This is a genomic window from Pseudomonas sp. Sample_16 (assembly GCF_004307665.1).
GTDB lineage: Bacteria > Pseudomonadota > Gammaproteobacteria > Pseudomonadales > Pseudomonadaceae > Aquipseudomonas.
Genome location: NZ_RCOB01000016.1, coordinates 1 through 16,263 on the forward strand (window position 1 = coordinate 1; position 16,263 = coordinate 16,263).

Annotated in this window: 13 protein-coding genes and 1 pseudogene; all 14 read right to left on the minus strand. The window is 58.4% G+C overall.

Going from position 1 to position 16,263, the window contains the following annotated elements; genetic code table 11:
* Positions 1–159, minus strand: a pseudogene (locus tag D8U69_RS01855) (flagellar hook-basal body complex protein FliE); the annotation flags it as partial.
* 107 nt (positions 160–266) lie between these two features.
* Positions 267–1,658 (minus strand): sigma-54 dependent transcriptional regulator, encoded by a 1,392-nt coding sequence (locus D8U69_RS01860; RefSeq protein WP_130906567.1) that lies wholly within the window; start codon positions 1,656–1,658, stop codon positions 267–269.
* Between the two features lie 5 nt (positions 1,659–1,663).
* Positions 1,664–2,869 carry an ATP-binding protein gene (locus D8U69_RS01865; RefSeq protein ID WP_162250570.1) on the minus strand — a complete coding sequence of 402 codons (1,206 nt, stop codon included), beginning with the start codon at positions 2,867–2,869 and terminating at the stop codon, positions 1,664–1,666.
* A gap of 128 nt (positions 2,870–2,997) precedes the next feature.
* A complete protein-coding gene (locus D8U69_RS01870; RefSeq protein WP_056853027.1) occupies positions 2,998–4,473 on the minus strand; it encodes a sigma-54 dependent transcriptional regulator in 1,476 nt (491 codons plus the stop codon).
* A gap of 171 nt (positions 4,474–4,644) precedes the next feature.
* Positions 4,645–4,941: a flagellar protein FliT gene (gene fliT, locus D8U69_RS01875; RefSeq protein WP_056853028.1), complete on the minus strand. Its 297-nt coding sequence runs from the start codon at positions 4,939–4,941 to the stop codon at positions 4,645–4,647.
* Positions 4,942–4,965: 24 nt separating this feature from the next.
* Positions 4,966–5,355, minus strand: coding sequence for a flagellar export chaperone FliS (gene fliS / locus D8U69_RS01880; protein WP_056853029.1), 390 nt, complete (start codon positions 5,353–5,355; stop codon positions 4,966–4,968).
* Between the two features lie 156 nt (positions 5,356–5,511).
* Positions 5,512–6,897, minus strand: coding sequence for a flagellar filament capping protein FliD (fliD, locus tag D8U69_RS01885; RefSeq protein ID WP_130906568.1), 1,386 nt, complete (start codon positions 6,895–6,897; stop codon positions 5,512–5,514).
* A gap of 82 nt (positions 6,898–6,979) precedes the next feature.
* Positions 6,980–7,330: a flagellar protein FlaG gene (locus tag D8U69_RS01890; RefSeq protein WP_056853031.1), complete on the minus strand. Its 351-nt coding sequence runs from the start codon at positions 7,328–7,330 to the stop codon at positions 6,980–6,982.
* Positions 7,331–7,404: 74 nt separating this feature from the next.
* A complete protein-coding gene (locus D8U69_RS01895) occupies positions 7,405–8,838 on the minus strand; it encodes a flagellin (protein ID WP_130906569.1) in 1,434 nt (477 codons plus the stop codon).
* 248 nt (positions 8,839–9,086) lie between these two features.
* A complete protein-coding gene (locus D8U69_RS01900) occupies positions 9,087–10,016 on the minus strand; it encodes a ketoacyl-ACP synthase III (protein WP_056853033.1) in 930 nt (309 codons plus the stop codon).
* 298 nt (positions 10,017–10,314) lie between these two features.
* Positions 10,315–11,907 carry a flagellar hook-associated protein 3 gene (locus tag D8U69_RS01905; RefSeq protein WP_056853034.1) on the minus strand — a complete coding sequence of 531 codons (1,593 nt, stop codon included), beginning with the start codon at positions 11,905–11,907 and terminating at the stop codon, positions 10,315–10,317.
* A 13-nt stretch (positions 11,908–11,920) separates the two neighbouring features.
* Positions 11,921–13,933: a flagellar hook-associated protein FlgK gene (gene flgK, locus D8U69_RS01910; RefSeq protein ID WP_130906570.1), complete on the minus strand. Its 2,013-nt coding sequence runs from the start codon at positions 13,931–13,933 to the stop codon at positions 11,921–11,923.
* Between the two features lie 24 nt (positions 13,934–13,957).
* Complete coding sequence (flgJ, locus tag D8U69_RS01915) at positions 13,958–15,241, minus strand: flagellar assembly peptidoglycan hydrolase FlgJ (RefSeq protein ID WP_130903469.1); 1,284 nt, start codon at positions 15,239–15,241, stop codon at positions 13,958–13,960.
* Positions 15,242–15,253: 12 nt separating this feature from the next.
* Positions 15,254–16,263 (minus strand): flagellar basal body P-ring protein FlgI (locus D8U69_RS01920; protein WP_130906571.1); only part of this gene is annotated, 1,010 nt, incomplete at its 5' end.

The following is a 16,263-nucleotide window of genomic DNA, read 5'->3' on the forward strand; positions in this document are numbered from 1 at the left end:
GGTGTCGTTCACTTTATTGACGGCCTGACCGAGCATGTCGGAAAAGCTGCTGCCATTCAGTTCAGGGACGGCGGCAGTCGATTTAGGCGCAGACATGGCATCCATTTGCATGGCGCGCATATCCAGCATCAACCGATTGAATTCAATACCTTGGCTCATGATTTCTCTCTTTGGCGGCCCGCAATTTTTTGACACTCACTCGGCGGGTAATGAGGTGTTAGCAACAAGGGTGCCAGCTTTCCAGCCAGCCCCTCTGCAAGAGCGGGTCAGGTGGCGAACAGATACGCCTCGACGTCCATTCCGGCATCCCGCATCTGCGCCAGCTTGTAGCGCAAGGTGCGCGGGCTGATGCCCAGACGCTCGGCAGCTTCCTTGCGGCGGCCGCGCTCGGTGCGCAAGGTGTCGATGATCATCTGGAACTCGCGACGTCGCAGGTCATCGCCCAACGCCCCGGCAGACTCGGCGTCAACTTCCACCGTGCGCAGCGGCGTCGACAGCGGCACCAATGCCGGCAACGGCGCGCAAGCCACCGGCCCTGCCAGACAGAAATCCTGAGGCTGAATCATGCCGCCCTGTTGAAGGATCAATGCGCGCTGAATCGCGTTATCCAGTTCGCGCACATTGCCCGGCCACGGGTAGGCGATCAGGCACGCCTGCGCCTCGGGCGACAACCTCGCCGCGGCATGCTTCATTTTGTTGACGTGCTTGGCCAGCAGCCGCTCGGCCAGCGGCAGAATATCGGCGGTACGCTCCCGCAGCGGCCGCCATGCCAGCGGGAACACCGACAGGCGATAATAGAGGTCCTCACGGAAGCGCCCCGCCGCCACTTCCCCGGCCAGATCCCGGTTGGTGGTGGCGACCACGCGAATATCCAGCGTGATCGGCTTGCGCGCACCGACCCGCTCGACTTCGCGCTCTTGCAGCACACGCAACAACTTGGCTTGCAGCCCCAGGGGCATTTCGGAGATTTCGTCGAGCAGGATGGTCCCGCCGTCGGCCTGCTCGAACTTGCCGGCCTGGGCCGCGATGGCGCCAGTGAACGAGCCCTTCTCGTGACCAAACAGCGTGGCTTCGAGCATGTTGTCGGGAATCGCCGCGCAGTTGATCGCAATGAATGGCTGACTGGCGCGGTGCGAGTGCTGGTGAATGTAGCGCGCCAACACCTCCTTGCCGGTGCCGGACTCACCCGAGATCAACACTGTGGAATCGCTGCGTGCTACACGTGCGGCCAATTCCAGGAGTTGCGCACTGGCCGGCTCGAAAGCCACAGGCCCTTCGTTGTCGCTGGCGCCAAGATTGCCCAACGCATGGCGCGATACCAGATCGAGCAATGCCTTGGCTTCGAACGGCTTGACCAGATAATCGGCCGCACCCTGGCGCATTGCATCGACCGCCCGCTCCACGGCACCGTGCGCCGTCATCAGCAACACCGGCAGTTGCGGTTGTCGCGCGCGCAGCAGGCCAAGCAGTTGATGCCCGTCCATACCCGGCATGTTGACGTCGCTGACGACCAGGTGGAACGCCTCGGTTTCGACCGCCGCCAGGGCTTCTTCCGCCGAACCGACGGCTTTGTAATCATGCCCGGCGAGCAAGAGCGTATCGGCCAACGCTTCACGCAGCGCGCGGTCATCTTCGACCAGCAGAACCTTGATACCCATGACCTTCACTCCGCTCCCTGAGCGCTGCTTTTATCGCTGACAAAAAGCGGCAGGACTACCTGCGCACACGTGCCGCGACCGATTCGCGAACGCAGCTGCAATTCTCCCTGATGAGCACGGGCAACCGCCTTGACCACGGTCAGGCCGAGACCGGTGCCGGTGGCTTTGGTCGTGAAAAATGGCTCACCCAGACGCGCCAGCACGGTGCCTTCGATGCCACTGCCGCTGTCGCTGACACACACACGCAAATGGTTGTCCCGGGCATACAGATGCACCTTCAAGCGCACGTCACCGGCGCTGGCTTGAATGGCGTTTTCGATAAGGTTGAGAAGCGCACCGACCAGGGTGTCGCGATTGCACAGCAGATCACCGGCATGACTGTCGCACTGCCAGCGGATCGGCAGATCCTGCACGTGGGGCAGCGCCGCCGCTTGTAACGATTGCATCAATTGCTTCGGCGTGACGCGGTCGGTCAACGGCAACTCGCCGCGCGCGAACACCAGCATGTCGCGTACCTGATGCTCCAACTCGTGCAAACGCTCCTTGAGCCGCCCGGCGAAACGCTGCTGAGTCTCGACGGGCAACGCTTGCTCGGTCAAATGACTGGCGTAGAGCAATGCAGCGGACAAGGGCGTACGAATCTGATGGGCCAGCGAGGCAACCATGCGCCCCAGGGAGGACAGCCGCTCGTGTCGAGCCAGTTGATCTTGCAGATGACGGGTTTCAGTCAGGTCGTTGAGCAACACCAATTGACCGGGCTCAGCGTCCAGCGAACGCGTGGCAATCGACAGGCGTCGACCATCCTTCAAAGAGACTTCGTGACCATCGTCTTTTCGCGGCGCAAAGCAGCGCGCAATGACATGACGCCACAACTCACCCTCGAGCGGCAGGCCGAGCAGCTCGCAGGCCGTCGGGTTGGCCTCACGCACCACACCCTGAGCGTCGATGACGATGACACCACCGGGCAACAGATCGAGAAGGTTTTGCAGACGGTTGGCCAGGCGTTCTTTTTCCGCCAGCTCCTGCATGCGCTGGGCACTGACGACCGCCAGTTCGCCCTTGAGCTCGGTGACCCGCGCTTCAAGCATGCTGTAGGAGTCGGTCAATTGACTCGACATCTGGTTGAACAGTGCGAAAGCCTGCTCGAGGCCAAGCCGGCTGGCCTGTTCTACGGACGATGATTGCCCCAGGGCATCAGGGCCATGAGACATCTGGGCGGCTTGGGGCATCGTGCTCTCTCGCTGTGCTGACCGTCAGTTAAACGGAACGTTGCGAGGGATGTAGCAATACCCGTGCCTAAAAAAAACCGCCTATAAATGAATGACTTGAAAAACAGGCGTCAATCATCCGCCTGTTCATCTCCGTCACGACGGCTCATACCGTACTTGCGCATCTTCTCCACGAGCGTGGTGCGTCGGATACGCAGGCGTTCGGCAGCACGCGCCACAATGCCGTTGGCATCGTCGAGCGCCTGTTGAATCAAGCCCTGCTCCAGGCCACCCAGGTAGTCCTTAAGGTCCAGGCCTTCCGGCGGCAGCATGGCACCGGCGGTGAAGTCCGGGGTATGGCCGTTAATCGCCACGCGCTCTTCGAGATCACTGCGCAGGGTGTCGACCATCTGCTCGTCTTCGTCGTCGACGTAGCGGAATTTCTTCGGCAACTCGACCACGCCGATCACCCCGTACGGGTGCATGATCGCCATGCGCTCCACCAGGTTCGCCAACTCACGGACGTTGCCCGGCCAGCCATGACGGCACAGGGACATGATGGCGGCGGAGTTGAAGCGAATCGAACCACGCTTCTCGTGCTCCATGCGCGAGATCAGCTCGTTCATCAACAGCGGAATATCTTCGACGCGCTCGCGCAAGGGCGCCATCTCGATCGGGAACACATTCAGGCGATAGTACAAATCTTCGCGGAAAGTGCCGATCTCGATCATGCTTTCGAGATTCTTGTGGGTCGCCGCAATGATGCGCACGTCGACGCTCTGGGTCTTGTTGCTGCCCACGCGCTCAAAGGTGCGCTCCTGCAACACGCGCAGCAATTTGACCTGCATCGGCAGCGGCATGTCGCCGATTTCATCGAGGAACAGGGTACCGCCGTTGGCCAGTTCAAAACGCCCGGCGCGGCTGGTGATCGCGCCGGTGAAGGCGCCCTTTTCGTGGCCGAACAATTCGCTCTCGAGCAGCTCGGCAGGAATAGCCCCGCAGTTGACTGGCACGAACGGCGCTTCGCGGCGCTTGGAATGGTAATGCAGGTTGCGCGCGACCACTTCCTTGCCGGTACCGGACTCACCGAGGATCAGCACGCTGGCATCGGTGTCGGCGACTTGCTGCATCATCTGGCGGACGTGCTGAATCGCCCGGCTGGTGCCGACAAGACTACGGAAAAGATTGGGTTCGCGATGACGACCGCGCTCGCGGGCCTGGTCGTACATCTCGCGATAGACCTGGGCACGGTGTAGCGAATCGAGCAATTTGCTGTAGCTCGGTGGCATTTCGAGAGTCGAAAGCACCCGGCGACGCTGGTCTTCAGGCAAGTCAATGGAAGAATTATCGCCCATTAACAAAACCGGAAGGAACTCATCCCAGGTCGAGAGTGTCTTTAGCAAGCCCAAAAGTGCACCAGGAGCATTGACCGTCCCGATGAGGACACAGATTACTTCTCGACTAGACGACAAAGAGCCGACAGCCTGCTGCCAGTCATGGCTTCCGCAGGGTAAATTTTCTTCACCGAGAAAATTTAAAATCACCGCCAGGTCGCGGCGGCGGACGCTATCGTCATCAATCAGCAGAATTTTGGTTTCACGCCACATGCAATAGCAACTTCCCTAGTCAACTCAATGCCCAAAATGCTGGGGCAAGCTAAACGCTTGCAGGCCTGATATGCCTGAAGACGACTGAAATCTGGAACAGCCACTAGTTAAGTCAAAAATCCGTGCACAGTCAAATTTATGGCGCACTTTGTTTGGATTAACTGGCGTCAATTAACCAAACAGATGGTAAACCTTTGATGCCTTTTGTGCTTGGGTGATCTGCGACATCTCGTCGACTATCGCCTGACGCTCACCCATCGTCGCCGTCAGCAAGTCTTTATACACGGCCAACAACCCCTCAAGATTGCTGCGCACAGCTTCTTCGTCGATGGGTGCCTCACTGAGCACTTCGTCCACGCACTCGCGGCAGGCCGAATCCAGCTCGCCTATGGCATCCCAGTTTCGCGCCGCCAGGGCATCGATCAGGGCTTCACGGGTTTCTTCTATGCGCCGCAGTGCTTGACTCATGACGTGATCCTCAGACCCTTGGGCCTATTGATTGGCAATGGCATCCCAACCGCTTTTCAGGGTTTCGAGCAAGCCTGAGACTTCGTCGATGATCGCCGCATTGTTATCGCGATTGGCTTCCATCAGGCGCGTCATCATGTAGGCGTACAAATTGTCGAGCTGTTGGAGCGACGCTGGATCGTCGGTTTTTTCCGGATTCAAGCCATCGCGCAGGCCGATGATGATGTCCACGGCCTTGCCCATCATCAACCCCTTGAGTGCGATGTCGCCACGCTCCATAGCGCCCTTGGCCTGGGCCATGCGATCCAGCCCGCCTTCCATCAGCAGTTGCACCAGACGATGGGGATTGGCTTCAGAGATCTGAGCATGGGAATTGACCTTCTGGTATTGGCGAAGGGCTCTCATGGGGTTCATGTTTCTACCTCGTGACAGACAACAGCTTGAAATTGGGAAGGCTCTGATCTTTATGTCGACTGAGCGACAGATAACTTTAACGCAGACCGTCCACCAATGAAAAAACCCAGGCGCTGTCATTACAGACTGCCTGGGTTTTTTAATGCTTGATGCCGATCAATCGTCCTTCGGATTGTTCAGCGCATTAAGCGTGGTCATGATGCTGTCGCTCTGCGCCCGCAGTTTGGCCACCAAGGAGTCCATTGCGGTGTACTTGGCGGTCAGACTCAACTGCAGGCTGGCCATGCGTGCATCAAGGGAGTCCTGCTGCTTTTTCAGATCGTTAAGGCTGTCGGTCAGGCTTGCCGAACGCGCGGCGAAGACGCCGGTCTTGCTCAGGGCAAAGCTGTCAGTGGCTTTTTTCATGCGCGCCAGCAAACCGGTATCACCGCTGAAAATGCCATTGATGTCAGCGGCATTGGTCTGCGCTGCGGCGTCGAACAACTTGTCGTCGATCGACAGTAACCCGGTCTTCTGGTCGGTCTTGACGCCGAACTGAGCAAGCGACTTCATCTGACCGGTTCCACCCATCGCGTTCAGCTCGGTGCGCACCGCAGAAATCATCGAGCGCAGTGAAGCATCGCCAGTCAATGCACCGGACGTCACAGTACCGTCGGCACCGGTGGTGACCTGAGTCTCCGCGTTAGCAGCCTTGATCAGGGCATTGTAGGTATCGACGAAGCCTTTGACCGACGACTTCAGCGTTGCGTTGTTAGCCGCAACGGTGATCGTGGCCGGCGTCGCCGCACCGCCACCGGAAGGCGTTGGAGAAACACCCGTCAGTTTGAGAGTGATGCCGCTCACGGCATCAACAATTGTATTGCTCTTGGAGTCCATCGCAACGCCGTCGAGAACGTACTGAGCATTCTGAGGCGTAGCAAGGACCGAGGTGCCAACATCGAGACCAGAACTGCCACTGAGGATCAGGTCGGAACCAATACCGGTGGTGGTAGAGGTCAACACCATGCGAGAACCGTTGGCATCGGTCAGAATGTTGGCACTCAAACCCTGGTTCGCATATTGGGAGTTGATCGAATCACGCACTTGTTGCAGTGTCGCACCACCAGGAACACTGACATCGAAGGTCTTTGAACCCTGCTTGATGGTCAACGTGGTCGGTGTAGTCCCGGCGTTTACGATTGAAGACGCTCCGCCTGCGAAAACCTTGGACGAGATTTTCGACGCAGTCGCCAGCTTGGTGACCAGCAACGAGAAGCTGCCCGCTGCCGCGCCGTTGCCGGTCGTTACAGTGGCAACTTTGTCATCGGACGATGTACCGCTCAGCCCGCTGAAGCTGGCGCTGGTTCTCATGGTTTCCAACGCGCCACGGAAGGCATCCAGCGCCGCCTGGATTTTGCCGATAGACGACAGCGAGGTGGTTGCCTTCAGCGTTTGATTGTTGATTTGTGTCTGTTTCGGAGCCCTTTCGGAATCCACCAAAGACTTCACAATCGCTTGGGTATCGATGTTCGAACCAATACCGCTGACCGATGTACCCGCCATCATCTATCTCCTAGTTCAGTGGCTGCTGCTTTCTTGACGAAGTGCGCCTTGAGTTGCAGACAGCAACAAAATTCATGCCAGTTCAGACTTTGTCGTCAAACAACAAACTACTGGCGTCCGACAGGCTCTGTGCCAGTTTTAGTGCTGCTTCCGAAGGGATCTGGCGAATCACCAACCCCGTTTCGGTTGCGATGACTTTGACCACGACACGGCCAGTAGAGTCATCAATGGAAAAATCCAGATTGCGCTGGGCAGCCTGGACGAACTCCTGAATATCGGTGACAGCTTTTTCCAGCTCGTCACGCTTGGGCTCGACACCCGCTGTTGCTGCAACTTCCGTCTTGGGCTGATCTTTTTTATCAGTAACAGCTGGCGTTGCGCTTTGTGGGGCAACGGCGGGATAAGACAGGTTCAACTTGACGCTCATGTCCATGCTAAATCTCCTCGCTGCTCAAAAGACAAAAGGGCACGTAAACGCGCCCTTCCGTCACTCACCAAACTCTGGAATTAACCCAGCAGCTTCAGCACAGCCGATGGCAGCTGGTTAGCCTGGGACAGGATCGCGGTGGAAGCCTGTTGCAGGGTTTGTTGCTTGGTCAGCTGAGCAGTTTCGGCTGCGAAGTCAACGTCCTGGATCACGCCACGAGCAGCAGTGGAGTTGTCCGAGATGCTGCGCAGGTTCGACACGGTGCTGTCGAAACGGTTTTGTACGGCACCGAGGTCAGCACGCTGGGAGTCGATGTTGGCAATGGCCTGGGTGATCACGTCAACAGCGTTTTGCGCGTTGGCGGCAGTGGTCACGTCAGTGTTGCTGACAACGGTTTTGGTCGAGTTGGCAGAAGTTGCTGCGGCAGCACCGAACAAGCCACCAACGCCAGCACCGGACAGCGAATAGCTGTTGGTGGAGTTCAGCGACACAGCGCCTTGAGCGACGATAGTGCCCGCGAGCAGCGTTGTGTAACCGCTCAAAGTACCGGCACCGTTTTTCGTCGCAACCTGAACGCCTGCAATGTTGGCGTTACCGTTGTCGAAAGTCAGGTTCTCACCAGTATCGGATTTCACCGACAGGCTCTGTGTGGAAGAATCGTAGTTAACGCTGATACCCAATTTCGCAGCGTTGGATTTCAACTGATCTGCCAGATCGGAAGTGCTAGTGATGCCAGTGAAGCTCACCTTTGCACCAGCCACAGTCAGATCGAAAGCAGCAGGCAAAGCAGCGGTAGCCGTTACTTTGAACGAAGCTTCAGTGCTGGCGGTAGCGCTCAGACCACCTACAGCACCGTTCAATTGGGCCGCAACAGACTTGGCCGAATCGTTTGCAGCAATAGTCAGAGCAGCACTGGTCTGACCGCCGCCTGTCACAGTAATGGTACCAGGAGCGTAGGCACCAGCAGCACTCGGTGCGTTGGTTACGCTTTTCAGTTGCTGCGAACCAACGTTGTTTGCCGCTACGTTACCCAGAGTCATGTTGATGGTCTGGTTGGCGTTGGCGCCCACTTGGAAAGCGGTAGTACCGAAAGAACCGTCCAGCAGGTTACGACCACCGAAAGTAGTGGTGGTAGCGATACGAGTCAGTTCGGAAGTCAGAGCAGCGTATTCGGCGTTGTTCGACTTACGGTCTTCAGCGCTTGGCGAGCCGTTCGCGGAAGACAGAGCCAGGGTACGCATTTTCTGCAGGATGTTGGTGGATTCCTGCATCGCGCCTTCAGCAGTTTGCGCGATGGAGATACCGTCACCGGCGTTCTTGATTGCGGTCTGCAGGCCGTTGATCTGGCTGGTCAGACGGTTGGAAATTTGCAGGCCAGCAGCGTCATCTTTAGCGCTGTTGATTCGCAGGCCGGAGGACAGGCGCTGCATGGAAGTCTGCAGGTTGCCGGAAGCTTTGTTCAGGTTGTTCTGAACGGTCAAGGAAGCAAGGTTGGTGTTTACTGTTAAAGCCATGACGAAATCCTCGTTGGATGGATACTTCGGCTTCCGGCCCTGACATCCGTCGGGTTTGGCCTAGAGAACCTACGTAATAGTTATCGTCGTGAGGTGGCTTTGCTTGAGGGGTTTTTTCGAATTTTTTAGTGGCAGCGTGCCAGCCCTTTATTTTCAAGGCTTTACAGACAAAAAGTCGGCGCCAGAAAAACGCAAAACGCCCGGTAACCTGAGTTGCCGGGCGTTTTTTTTGCCTGCGTTCGGATTGATCAGCCGCGATAAAGAATCGCCGAGCCCCACGAAAGGCCTACGCCAAAGCCGCTGATCGCCACGCGCGTCCATTTCGAATCGAACACGTGGTTCTGCAACAGCAACGGAATACTCGATGAAACCGTGTTGCCGGTTTCGAGCATGTCCTTGACGAACTTCTCCGGCTCACCTTCTTCAAAGCGACGCGCCACGGCATCGACGATAGCCGCGCTGCCCTGGTGAATGCAGAAGGCATCGATGTCGCCGGCTTGCAGGTTCGACTCGTCCAGCAGCTCATGCAAATGCGCCGGGACTTTCAACAGTGCAAAGTTGAATACCTGACGGCCATTCATGAAGAACACACCATCGGTAACCTTCAAGTGCGGTGCACCGGAACCGTCGGTGCCGAACTTCGACTTGCCCAGCTGCCAGACAGCGTTTTCGCCCATCCAGGTTGCGGTGGCGGCATCGCCGAACAGCATGGTGGTGTTACGGTCTTCCGGGTCGACAATCTTCGAATACGGGTCGGCGGTAATGAGCAGGCCGTTTTTCAGCCCCGCCGCTTCCATGAAGCCTTTGATCGCATAAATGCCGTAGACGTAACCGGAACAGCCCAGGGAAATATCGAAAGCGGCGACATGGGTCGGCAGGCCCAACTTGTCCTGAACGATCGCAGCGGTGTGCGGCAGCCCTTCTTCATCACCGTTCTGGGTGACGACGATCAGACAGTCGATGGCTTCACGCTTGAGTTCGGGACTGGCGGCGAACAGCGCATTGGCGGCTTCGACACACAGGTCGGAGGTTTCCTGATCGGCATCCATACGCGGCAAAAACGCCGAACCGATCTTGCCAAGGATGAAGGTTTCATCCTTGTCGAACTTTGCACCCTGGGCGTAGTTATCAACCCCGGCTACCGGCACGTAACTCGCAATATTTTTTATGCCAATCATTATGGCTTCCCAATAATAAACAGCTGAACATCGCCGCTCGCTGAATCGAGGGCGTCTACAGTCAGGGCCTGGCATCGTCGGCGCTCAAGCAAACACCTTGAACATCCGCCACCTTTCACCGCCCGCAGACAGGATACAGTGAAGATGCGCGTTTTGACTGACGGGTCACTCAGAGATCGCTGCTTTATTTGATTTTATGGCCCTGGTTCCGCCCTTTGCGCCTCGCTTCCTACAAAAAAAGAGCAAAAAAAAGCCAGCCCCCGGTGACAGGGACTGGCCGCGAGCGGTCAGGACCGACTCAAAGCTTGTTGAACAGACTCAGCTGGGAAACCTTGGCGAACGCCAGTTGCGCAGCCTGCAGCATGGTTTGCTGCAAGGTCAGGCGCGTCAGGACTTCAGCCGGGTCGGCGTTCTTGATCGAGTTGCCGGTCGATTCGTTGATCAGACCAGTGCTGGTGTTCTGCTCTGCCTGCATGTCCATCACATTGCCCCGTGCACCAATCGCACCCCTCGCCAGGTCGACCTGGTTCTTGGAGTTGTTCAGGTTGGCAATGGCCGAAGCGATGGTGTCCTCCAGAAAACGCTGGGCAACAGGGTTGCCTTGAGTCGGCGCATCGAGCGCCGAACGCAGCTGGCTGATGGTATCGAGGACATTCTGGGTCTGGTGGGTGTTGACTGCGATGTCGAACTGATCACCGGCAGCTGGCGTCGCCGGTGTGCCACCGAGCGTGAAGCTGACACCCGCTGCTGTCGCCACGCCAGCCACCACTGTTCCGGTGGTTACCGGCGTGCTGGTGTTGGTCAATGGGCGCGCGTACAGCTCAAAGGTCCCAGGGCCGGTGAACTTAAGCACCGCCCCGCCTTCGGGAAAGAAACTCTTGTAATCGGCAGCGTTGGTCACCGCAGTCTGGGTGATGATGGCTGTCGACGGATTGTTTGGAGCGCGGTTGGCGACGAAGCTGTCCGGCTTTGCCGCCAACTGGAAACTGTGCCCGGCGATCACCGCATCAGCGCTGGCGGAGTCGGCGGGCGTATCACCCGGCTGGAAGGTGATATCGAGCTTGAAGGTGACACCACGGAAGTTGACGTCGGAACCGCCCTTGGCATTCGGGTCAAACTTGCCACCCCCCGTCGCTTCGGCGGTGACGTCATTGCCCAACGCATCGGTAATCACGAATTGGGTACTGCTGGTGAATGACATGGTGTAAGGCTGGCCGTTGCGGAAATTCGCATCGAACGCCGGACCGGAACTCACCAGCCCCGGGGACAGGTCCACGCGACCGTCATTAACAGCAGGTGCGGTCATGGTGGTGCTGCTGCGCGCAGCGTTGATCGCCTGCTGGAAAACTTCCCATCCGGTATCGTTCAGGCCCAGCGACATGGAATCGCCGATCTTCAATTCCAACTGAGTCTGATCACCCTGGTAGCTGTAGGTGCCATCGCTGTTGCGCACGAAAGGCTGAGTGTTGTTGCTGGCGCCAGAGAAGATGTACTTGCCGTTGGCATCCTTGCTGTTCATCAGGCTCAGCAATTGCTCTTCGGACTGTTTCAGTTCGGCGGCAATGGATTTGCGGTCATCGTCGTTCAACGAACCACCGCCGGCACGAATCGCCAACTCACTGACTTTCTGCAACACGTTGTTGATGCTGTCCAGCACGCTCTCTTCCTGCGCCTGAGCGGTGTTCAACGCGCTGATATTGGTGGTGTACTGACCCAGCATGGCTTTTTGTTGCTCGAGTTGCAGCAGGCGAGCCGCACCGACAGGATCATCCGCCGCCGTTTCAAGCTTGACGCCGCTGCTGGCCTGCTCGGCAGTCTTCATCACGTTGTTGAGGTTGCGCGAATAGTTGGCAGCCGTCGTGGCGTAATACTGTGCTGTAGAAATACGCATGTTCTACGGCTCCTTAAAGGGCATTGATCAGGGTGCTGAAAATTTCCTGCGCAGTCTTGATGATCTGCGAAGAGGCCGTGTAGTACTGCTGGTATTTGGTCAGGTTGCCCGCCTCTTCATCGAGGTCGACGCCCGACAACGAGTCACGGGCATTGCGCGCACCGGTCATGATGGTGTCGGTAGCCGTGGCATCCAGTTGACCTTGCTTGGTCAGGGAGCCAACAGTCGTCACCAGGCCACCATAGGCCTCAGTAAAACTCACGCCCGGGCTGGTGGCGCTGGCGCCGACGGTAGCCTTGGTTTGCAGGGCAAGCAGCGACTGGGCATTGCGGTTGTCGGTGCTGTCGGCAGCCGTCATGGAAATATTGAAACTGTCACCCGAGGCGGGACTGCCGCTGACCGTCATCGCAACGTTGAAGGTCTTGGGGTTGCCGCCGGCATCGGTGTACGGCACGGCGATGTTCAGGTCGTTATTCTGACCCGGGACGATGCTGCCGGTGCCGATGCTGTTGCCCTTGGAGTCGAACACTTCATAGGCGGTGGCACTGGTCATCAACATCCGGACCGGCATCGATGCCTTGACCGCCGTCTGGACTTCCAAACGCTGCACCGGATCGTAAATATCCAGCTGGGTTTTCAGGCTCGGCTGGCTGACAGCGCCAGTGCCGTCATTGCCGGAGGCCTTGGTCGAGGTCAGCGGCGCGGAGGTGGCCAGGGTCTTGGTGTCGGTCATGACGGTGGCCATGTCCGCCGCTGAGCCGCGGGTCGGGGTGATCTTGAAACTGTCGCCAGCGGCGACGGTGCCGGCGTTGATGCTCAGGCTGAAGCCGTCGATGACTGGTTGTGCAGCGGGCGGCGTGGCGAAGGCGAAGTTGCCCATGTCGGTGTTGTCCGACAGGCGACGCACGTTGTAACCGGTGGCGGTGATGGTCACCTGATAGTCACTGGCCTGCACCTTGCTGGTGTCATTGATGGTGACGTTCAGGTTGCCGGAAGCCGGGTTGTTGTTGCCGTGGGCAATGCTGCGCTGGCTGATCGCTGCGGCACTGTTGATGTTGTTGAACAGGTTCGCGCCAAAGTTGCCGTTCTGGTCCAGACCTTGGCCCAGCTGCTTGTTGACCTGATCAGCCACGACCATGGCGATGCGCCCCAGGCCATTGACCGCTGGCGTCAACACCTCATTGCGATAACGCACCAGCCCGCCCATCTCACCGCCGCTCATCACCGACGTGATATCCACCGACGAGCCGTTGCGATCCATGATGATCGCGGAGCGAGTTGGATCGGCAGGATCCGGCGCCACGCGTAATTTGTTGACGGTATCGCCGACCACCAGTGGCTGGCCGCTGCCCAGATAGATATCGAGGCGGCCTTCGGTTTCAGTCACCTGAGTACCAACCAGCTCGTTGAGCTGGCGAATGGTTTCGTTACGCTGGTCCAGCAGTTCGTTGGGCGTGCCACCGGAACCGCTGACTTCGGCGATTTTCTTGTTGTACGCGGCAACGGTCGACGCCAGCTTGTTGACCTGATCGGCCATCGAACCCAACTGGTCGTTGATGTAGGTATTTTGCTGCTTCAACTGCTCGGAGATCGCGTTGAAACGGCTGCTCAGGCCCTGGGCATTGGTCAGCAAGGCCTGACGTGCGGCGTTGTCGTTGGAGTTACCGGCCAACGTCTGCAAGGAAGCGAAGAACGATTGCAAGGTCTTGCTCACACCGGTGCCGCTGTCGGACAACAGCTTGTCGACCTGAGTAGCCTGTCCCAGGTAAGCCTGGGCATCGCTGTTGAGCGAAGTGGTGGTTTGCAACTGGGCATCGAGATAGCTGTTGTATACCCGACGCACATCGGCCAACGTGGTCCCGGTGCCAATGAACACATTGCCATACTGAATAGAATTTTTGCTGTTCTGCACAGTTTGTTGGCGCGAGTACCCGACGGTATCGACGTTGGAAATGTTATTACCGGTAGTCACCAGCGAGGCGTGGCTAGCGGACAAACCCGACATTCCGATGTTGAGCAAACTCATGGTTCAGACCTTATGACCTTATGCCTATAAAGGCGTGGTGGAAACGCCCGCCGCAGCGTAGTTCTGGTAACTCGTCATCTGCTTGGCTATCTGCGAAATCTTGCTTGCGTAGTCCGGGTCGGTTGCATAACCGGCCTTTTGCAACTCGCGTACAAACTGTTCTGGGTTATCGGCCGACTTCACGACATCTTGATAGCGATTATTCGTCTGCAACAACGTCACAAGATCATGGAAACTGTCCTTGTAAGAGGCATAGGAACGGAACTCGGCCGTCTCCTTGACCATCTCGCCATTTCTGAATTCGCTCGTAATCGCTCGCGCTGAATCGCCCTTCCAATTGCTGCTGGCCTTGATGCCGAACAGGTTGTGGCTGCTGCTGCCGTCCTGTGCGCGCATGACCGATTTACCCCAACCGGTTTCCAGGGCAGCCTGCGCCACCAGGTAACGCGGATCGACACCAATGCGTTCGGCGGCTTCCTTGGCCATCGGCAGCATGGTGTTGACGAATTGGTCGGCGGAACTGAAGGCTTTCTTCGCCGGCGCCAGTGGAATCTGGGCGATGGCGCGACCATGGATCTGCAAGCCTGCGCCCGATGCTGCCTGCGCATTGGCCAACCAGTCGCCGTTGTACAGAGGCCCGGCACCGGTGAGGGTGGTGCGCTCCGGCAATGGCGTTTTGTTGACTGCCGCAGTCGCCGTAGTCGTTGCCGAAGGCACCAGGCCGGCGAGCAAGCGGTCAGCCAGTTTCGGCGGCAATGCCAGGCGCCGCTGATTGATCAGCGCCATGTCGTTGCTGTGTGCGCCCTCGCCTGTCGGTGCGCTGACCGAACGCGAAGCCCATAAAGGACGTTGACCATTGACCCGCGACAACGGCCCGTTGATTGCCACCGTGCCCGCCGCGATCGGCGTTTGCGCGGCGGCTTTCGCCGCCTCCTGCTTGGCGGCGGACAACGTCGCCGCCTCACCCGGAGCCAGCGGTTTGTTTTTCGACATCTGCCGCATCAACACGTCCGCCAGCCCGATGCCACCGCCCTCGCGGGACATGGAGACGGCCAGTTGCTGGTCGTACATTTCCTGATACTGCTTGGCCTCGGCGGTGTTCAGCGGGTTGTCCTTGCCCAGCGCTTCGGTGGCCGAGCGCATGGACTTGAGCATCTCGCCGAGGAACAGCGATTCGAATTCCTGCGCAACCTTGCGCATGTTGGCGTCGCTGTTCTTGTCGCCGACCTTGAGCTGGTTCAGGCGGTTCAGGTCGGAGAACGCACCCGAATCGCTGCTGCTGACCCGCCCACTCTTGAACATGTCCATAGATTGCCGTCCTTAAATCACGATCAGGTCGGCTTGCAACGCGCCGGCCTGCTTCAGTGCTTCGAGGATGGCCATCAGGTCGCCCGGTGCCGCGCCGACCTGGTTCACCGCACGGACGATTTCGTCGAGGGTGGTGCCCGGGCCGAATTTGAACATCGGCTTGGCTTCCTGCTCGGCGTTGACCCGCGAGCGCGGCACGACGGCGGTCTGGCCATTGGACAGTGGGCCGGGCTGGCTGACGATCGGGTCTTCGGTGATGGTTACCGTCAGGCTGCCGTGGGTGACGGCGGCCGGCGAAACCTTGACGTTCTGACCGATCACGATGGTGCCGGTACGGGAGTTGATGATGACTTTCGCCACCGCCTGGCCCGGATCGATTTCGAGGTTTTCGAGGATCGACAGATAGTCGACCCGCTGGCTTGGATCGAGCGGCGCAGTCACGCGAATCGAACCGCCGTCGATGGCCTGGGCCACGCCTGGGCCGAGCATGTCATTGATCTTGTCGACGATGCGCTTGGCCGTGGTGAAGTCGGAACGATTGAGGTTCAGGGTCAGGCTGTTGCCCTGGTTGAAACCGCTCGGCACCGCTCGTTCAACCGAAGCACCGCCAGGGATGCGACCGGCCGAGGGAACGTTGACAGTGATCTTCGAACCGTCGCGACCTTCGGCATCGAAACCGCCCACCACCAGGTTGCCCTGGGCCACCGCGTAGACGTTGCCATCGATACCCTTGAGCGGCGTCAGCAGCAATGTACCGCCGCGCAGGCTCTTGGAGTTACCGATGGACGATACGGTAATGTCGACCTGCTGCCCCGGTTTGGCGAACGGAGGCAAATCGGCGCTGATCGACACTGCCGCGACGTTTTTCAATTGCACGTTGCCCGAGCCAGGCGGCACCTTGATGCCGAACTGCGACAGCATGTTGTTGAAGGTCTGCAGGGTGAACGGGGTTTGCGTCGTCTGGTCGCCGGTACCGTTAAGCCCGACCACCAGGCCGTAACCGATCAATTGGTTGGAACGCA

Coding starts and splice junctions, on each gene's coding strand:
- D8U69_RS01860 (WP_130906567.1), bottom strand. CDS start 1,658: ATGGGTATCAAGGTTCTGCTGGTCGAAGATGACCGCGCGCTGCGTGAA.
- D8U69_RS01865 (WP_162250570.1), bottom strand. CDS start 2,869: ATGTCTCATGGCCCTGATGCCCTGGGGCAATCATCGTCCGTAGAACAG.
- D8U69_RS01870 (WP_056853027.1), bottom strand. CDS start 4,473: ATGTGGCGTGAAACCAAAATTCTGCTGATTGATGACGATAGCGTCCGC.
- fliT (WP_056853028.1), bottom strand. CDS start 4,941: ATGAGTCAAGCACTGCGGCGCATAGAAGAAACCCGTGAAGCCCTGATC.
- fliS (WP_056853029.1), bottom strand. CDS start 5,355: ATGAACCCCATGAGAGCCCTTCGCCAATACCAGAAGGTCAATTCCCAT.
- fliD (WP_130906568.1), bottom strand. CDS start 6,897: ATGGCGGGTACATCGGTCAGCGGTATTGGTTCGAACATCGATACCCAA.
- D8U69_RS01890 (WP_056853031.1), bottom strand. CDS start 7,330: ATGGACATGAGCGTCAAGTTGAACCTGTCTTATCCCGCCGTTGCCCCA.
- D8U69_RS01895 (WP_130906569.1), bottom strand. CDS start 8,838: ATGGCTTTAACAGTAAACACCAACCTTGCTTCCTTGACCGTTCAGAAC.
- D8U69_RS01900 (WP_056853033.1), bottom strand. CDS start 10,016: ATGATTGGCATAAAAAATATTGCGAGTTACGTGCCGGTAGCCGGGGTT.
- D8U69_RS01905 (WP_056853034.1), bottom strand. CDS start 11,907: ATGCGTATTTCTACAGCACAGTATTACGCCACGACGGCTGCCAACTAT.
- flgK (WP_130906570.1), bottom strand. CDS start 13,933: ATGAGTTTGCTCAACATCGGAATGTCGGGTTTGTCCGCTAGCCACGCC.
- flgJ (WP_130903469.1), bottom strand. CDS start 15,241: ATGGACATGTTCAAGAGTGGGCGGGTCAGCAGCAGCGATTCGGGTGCG.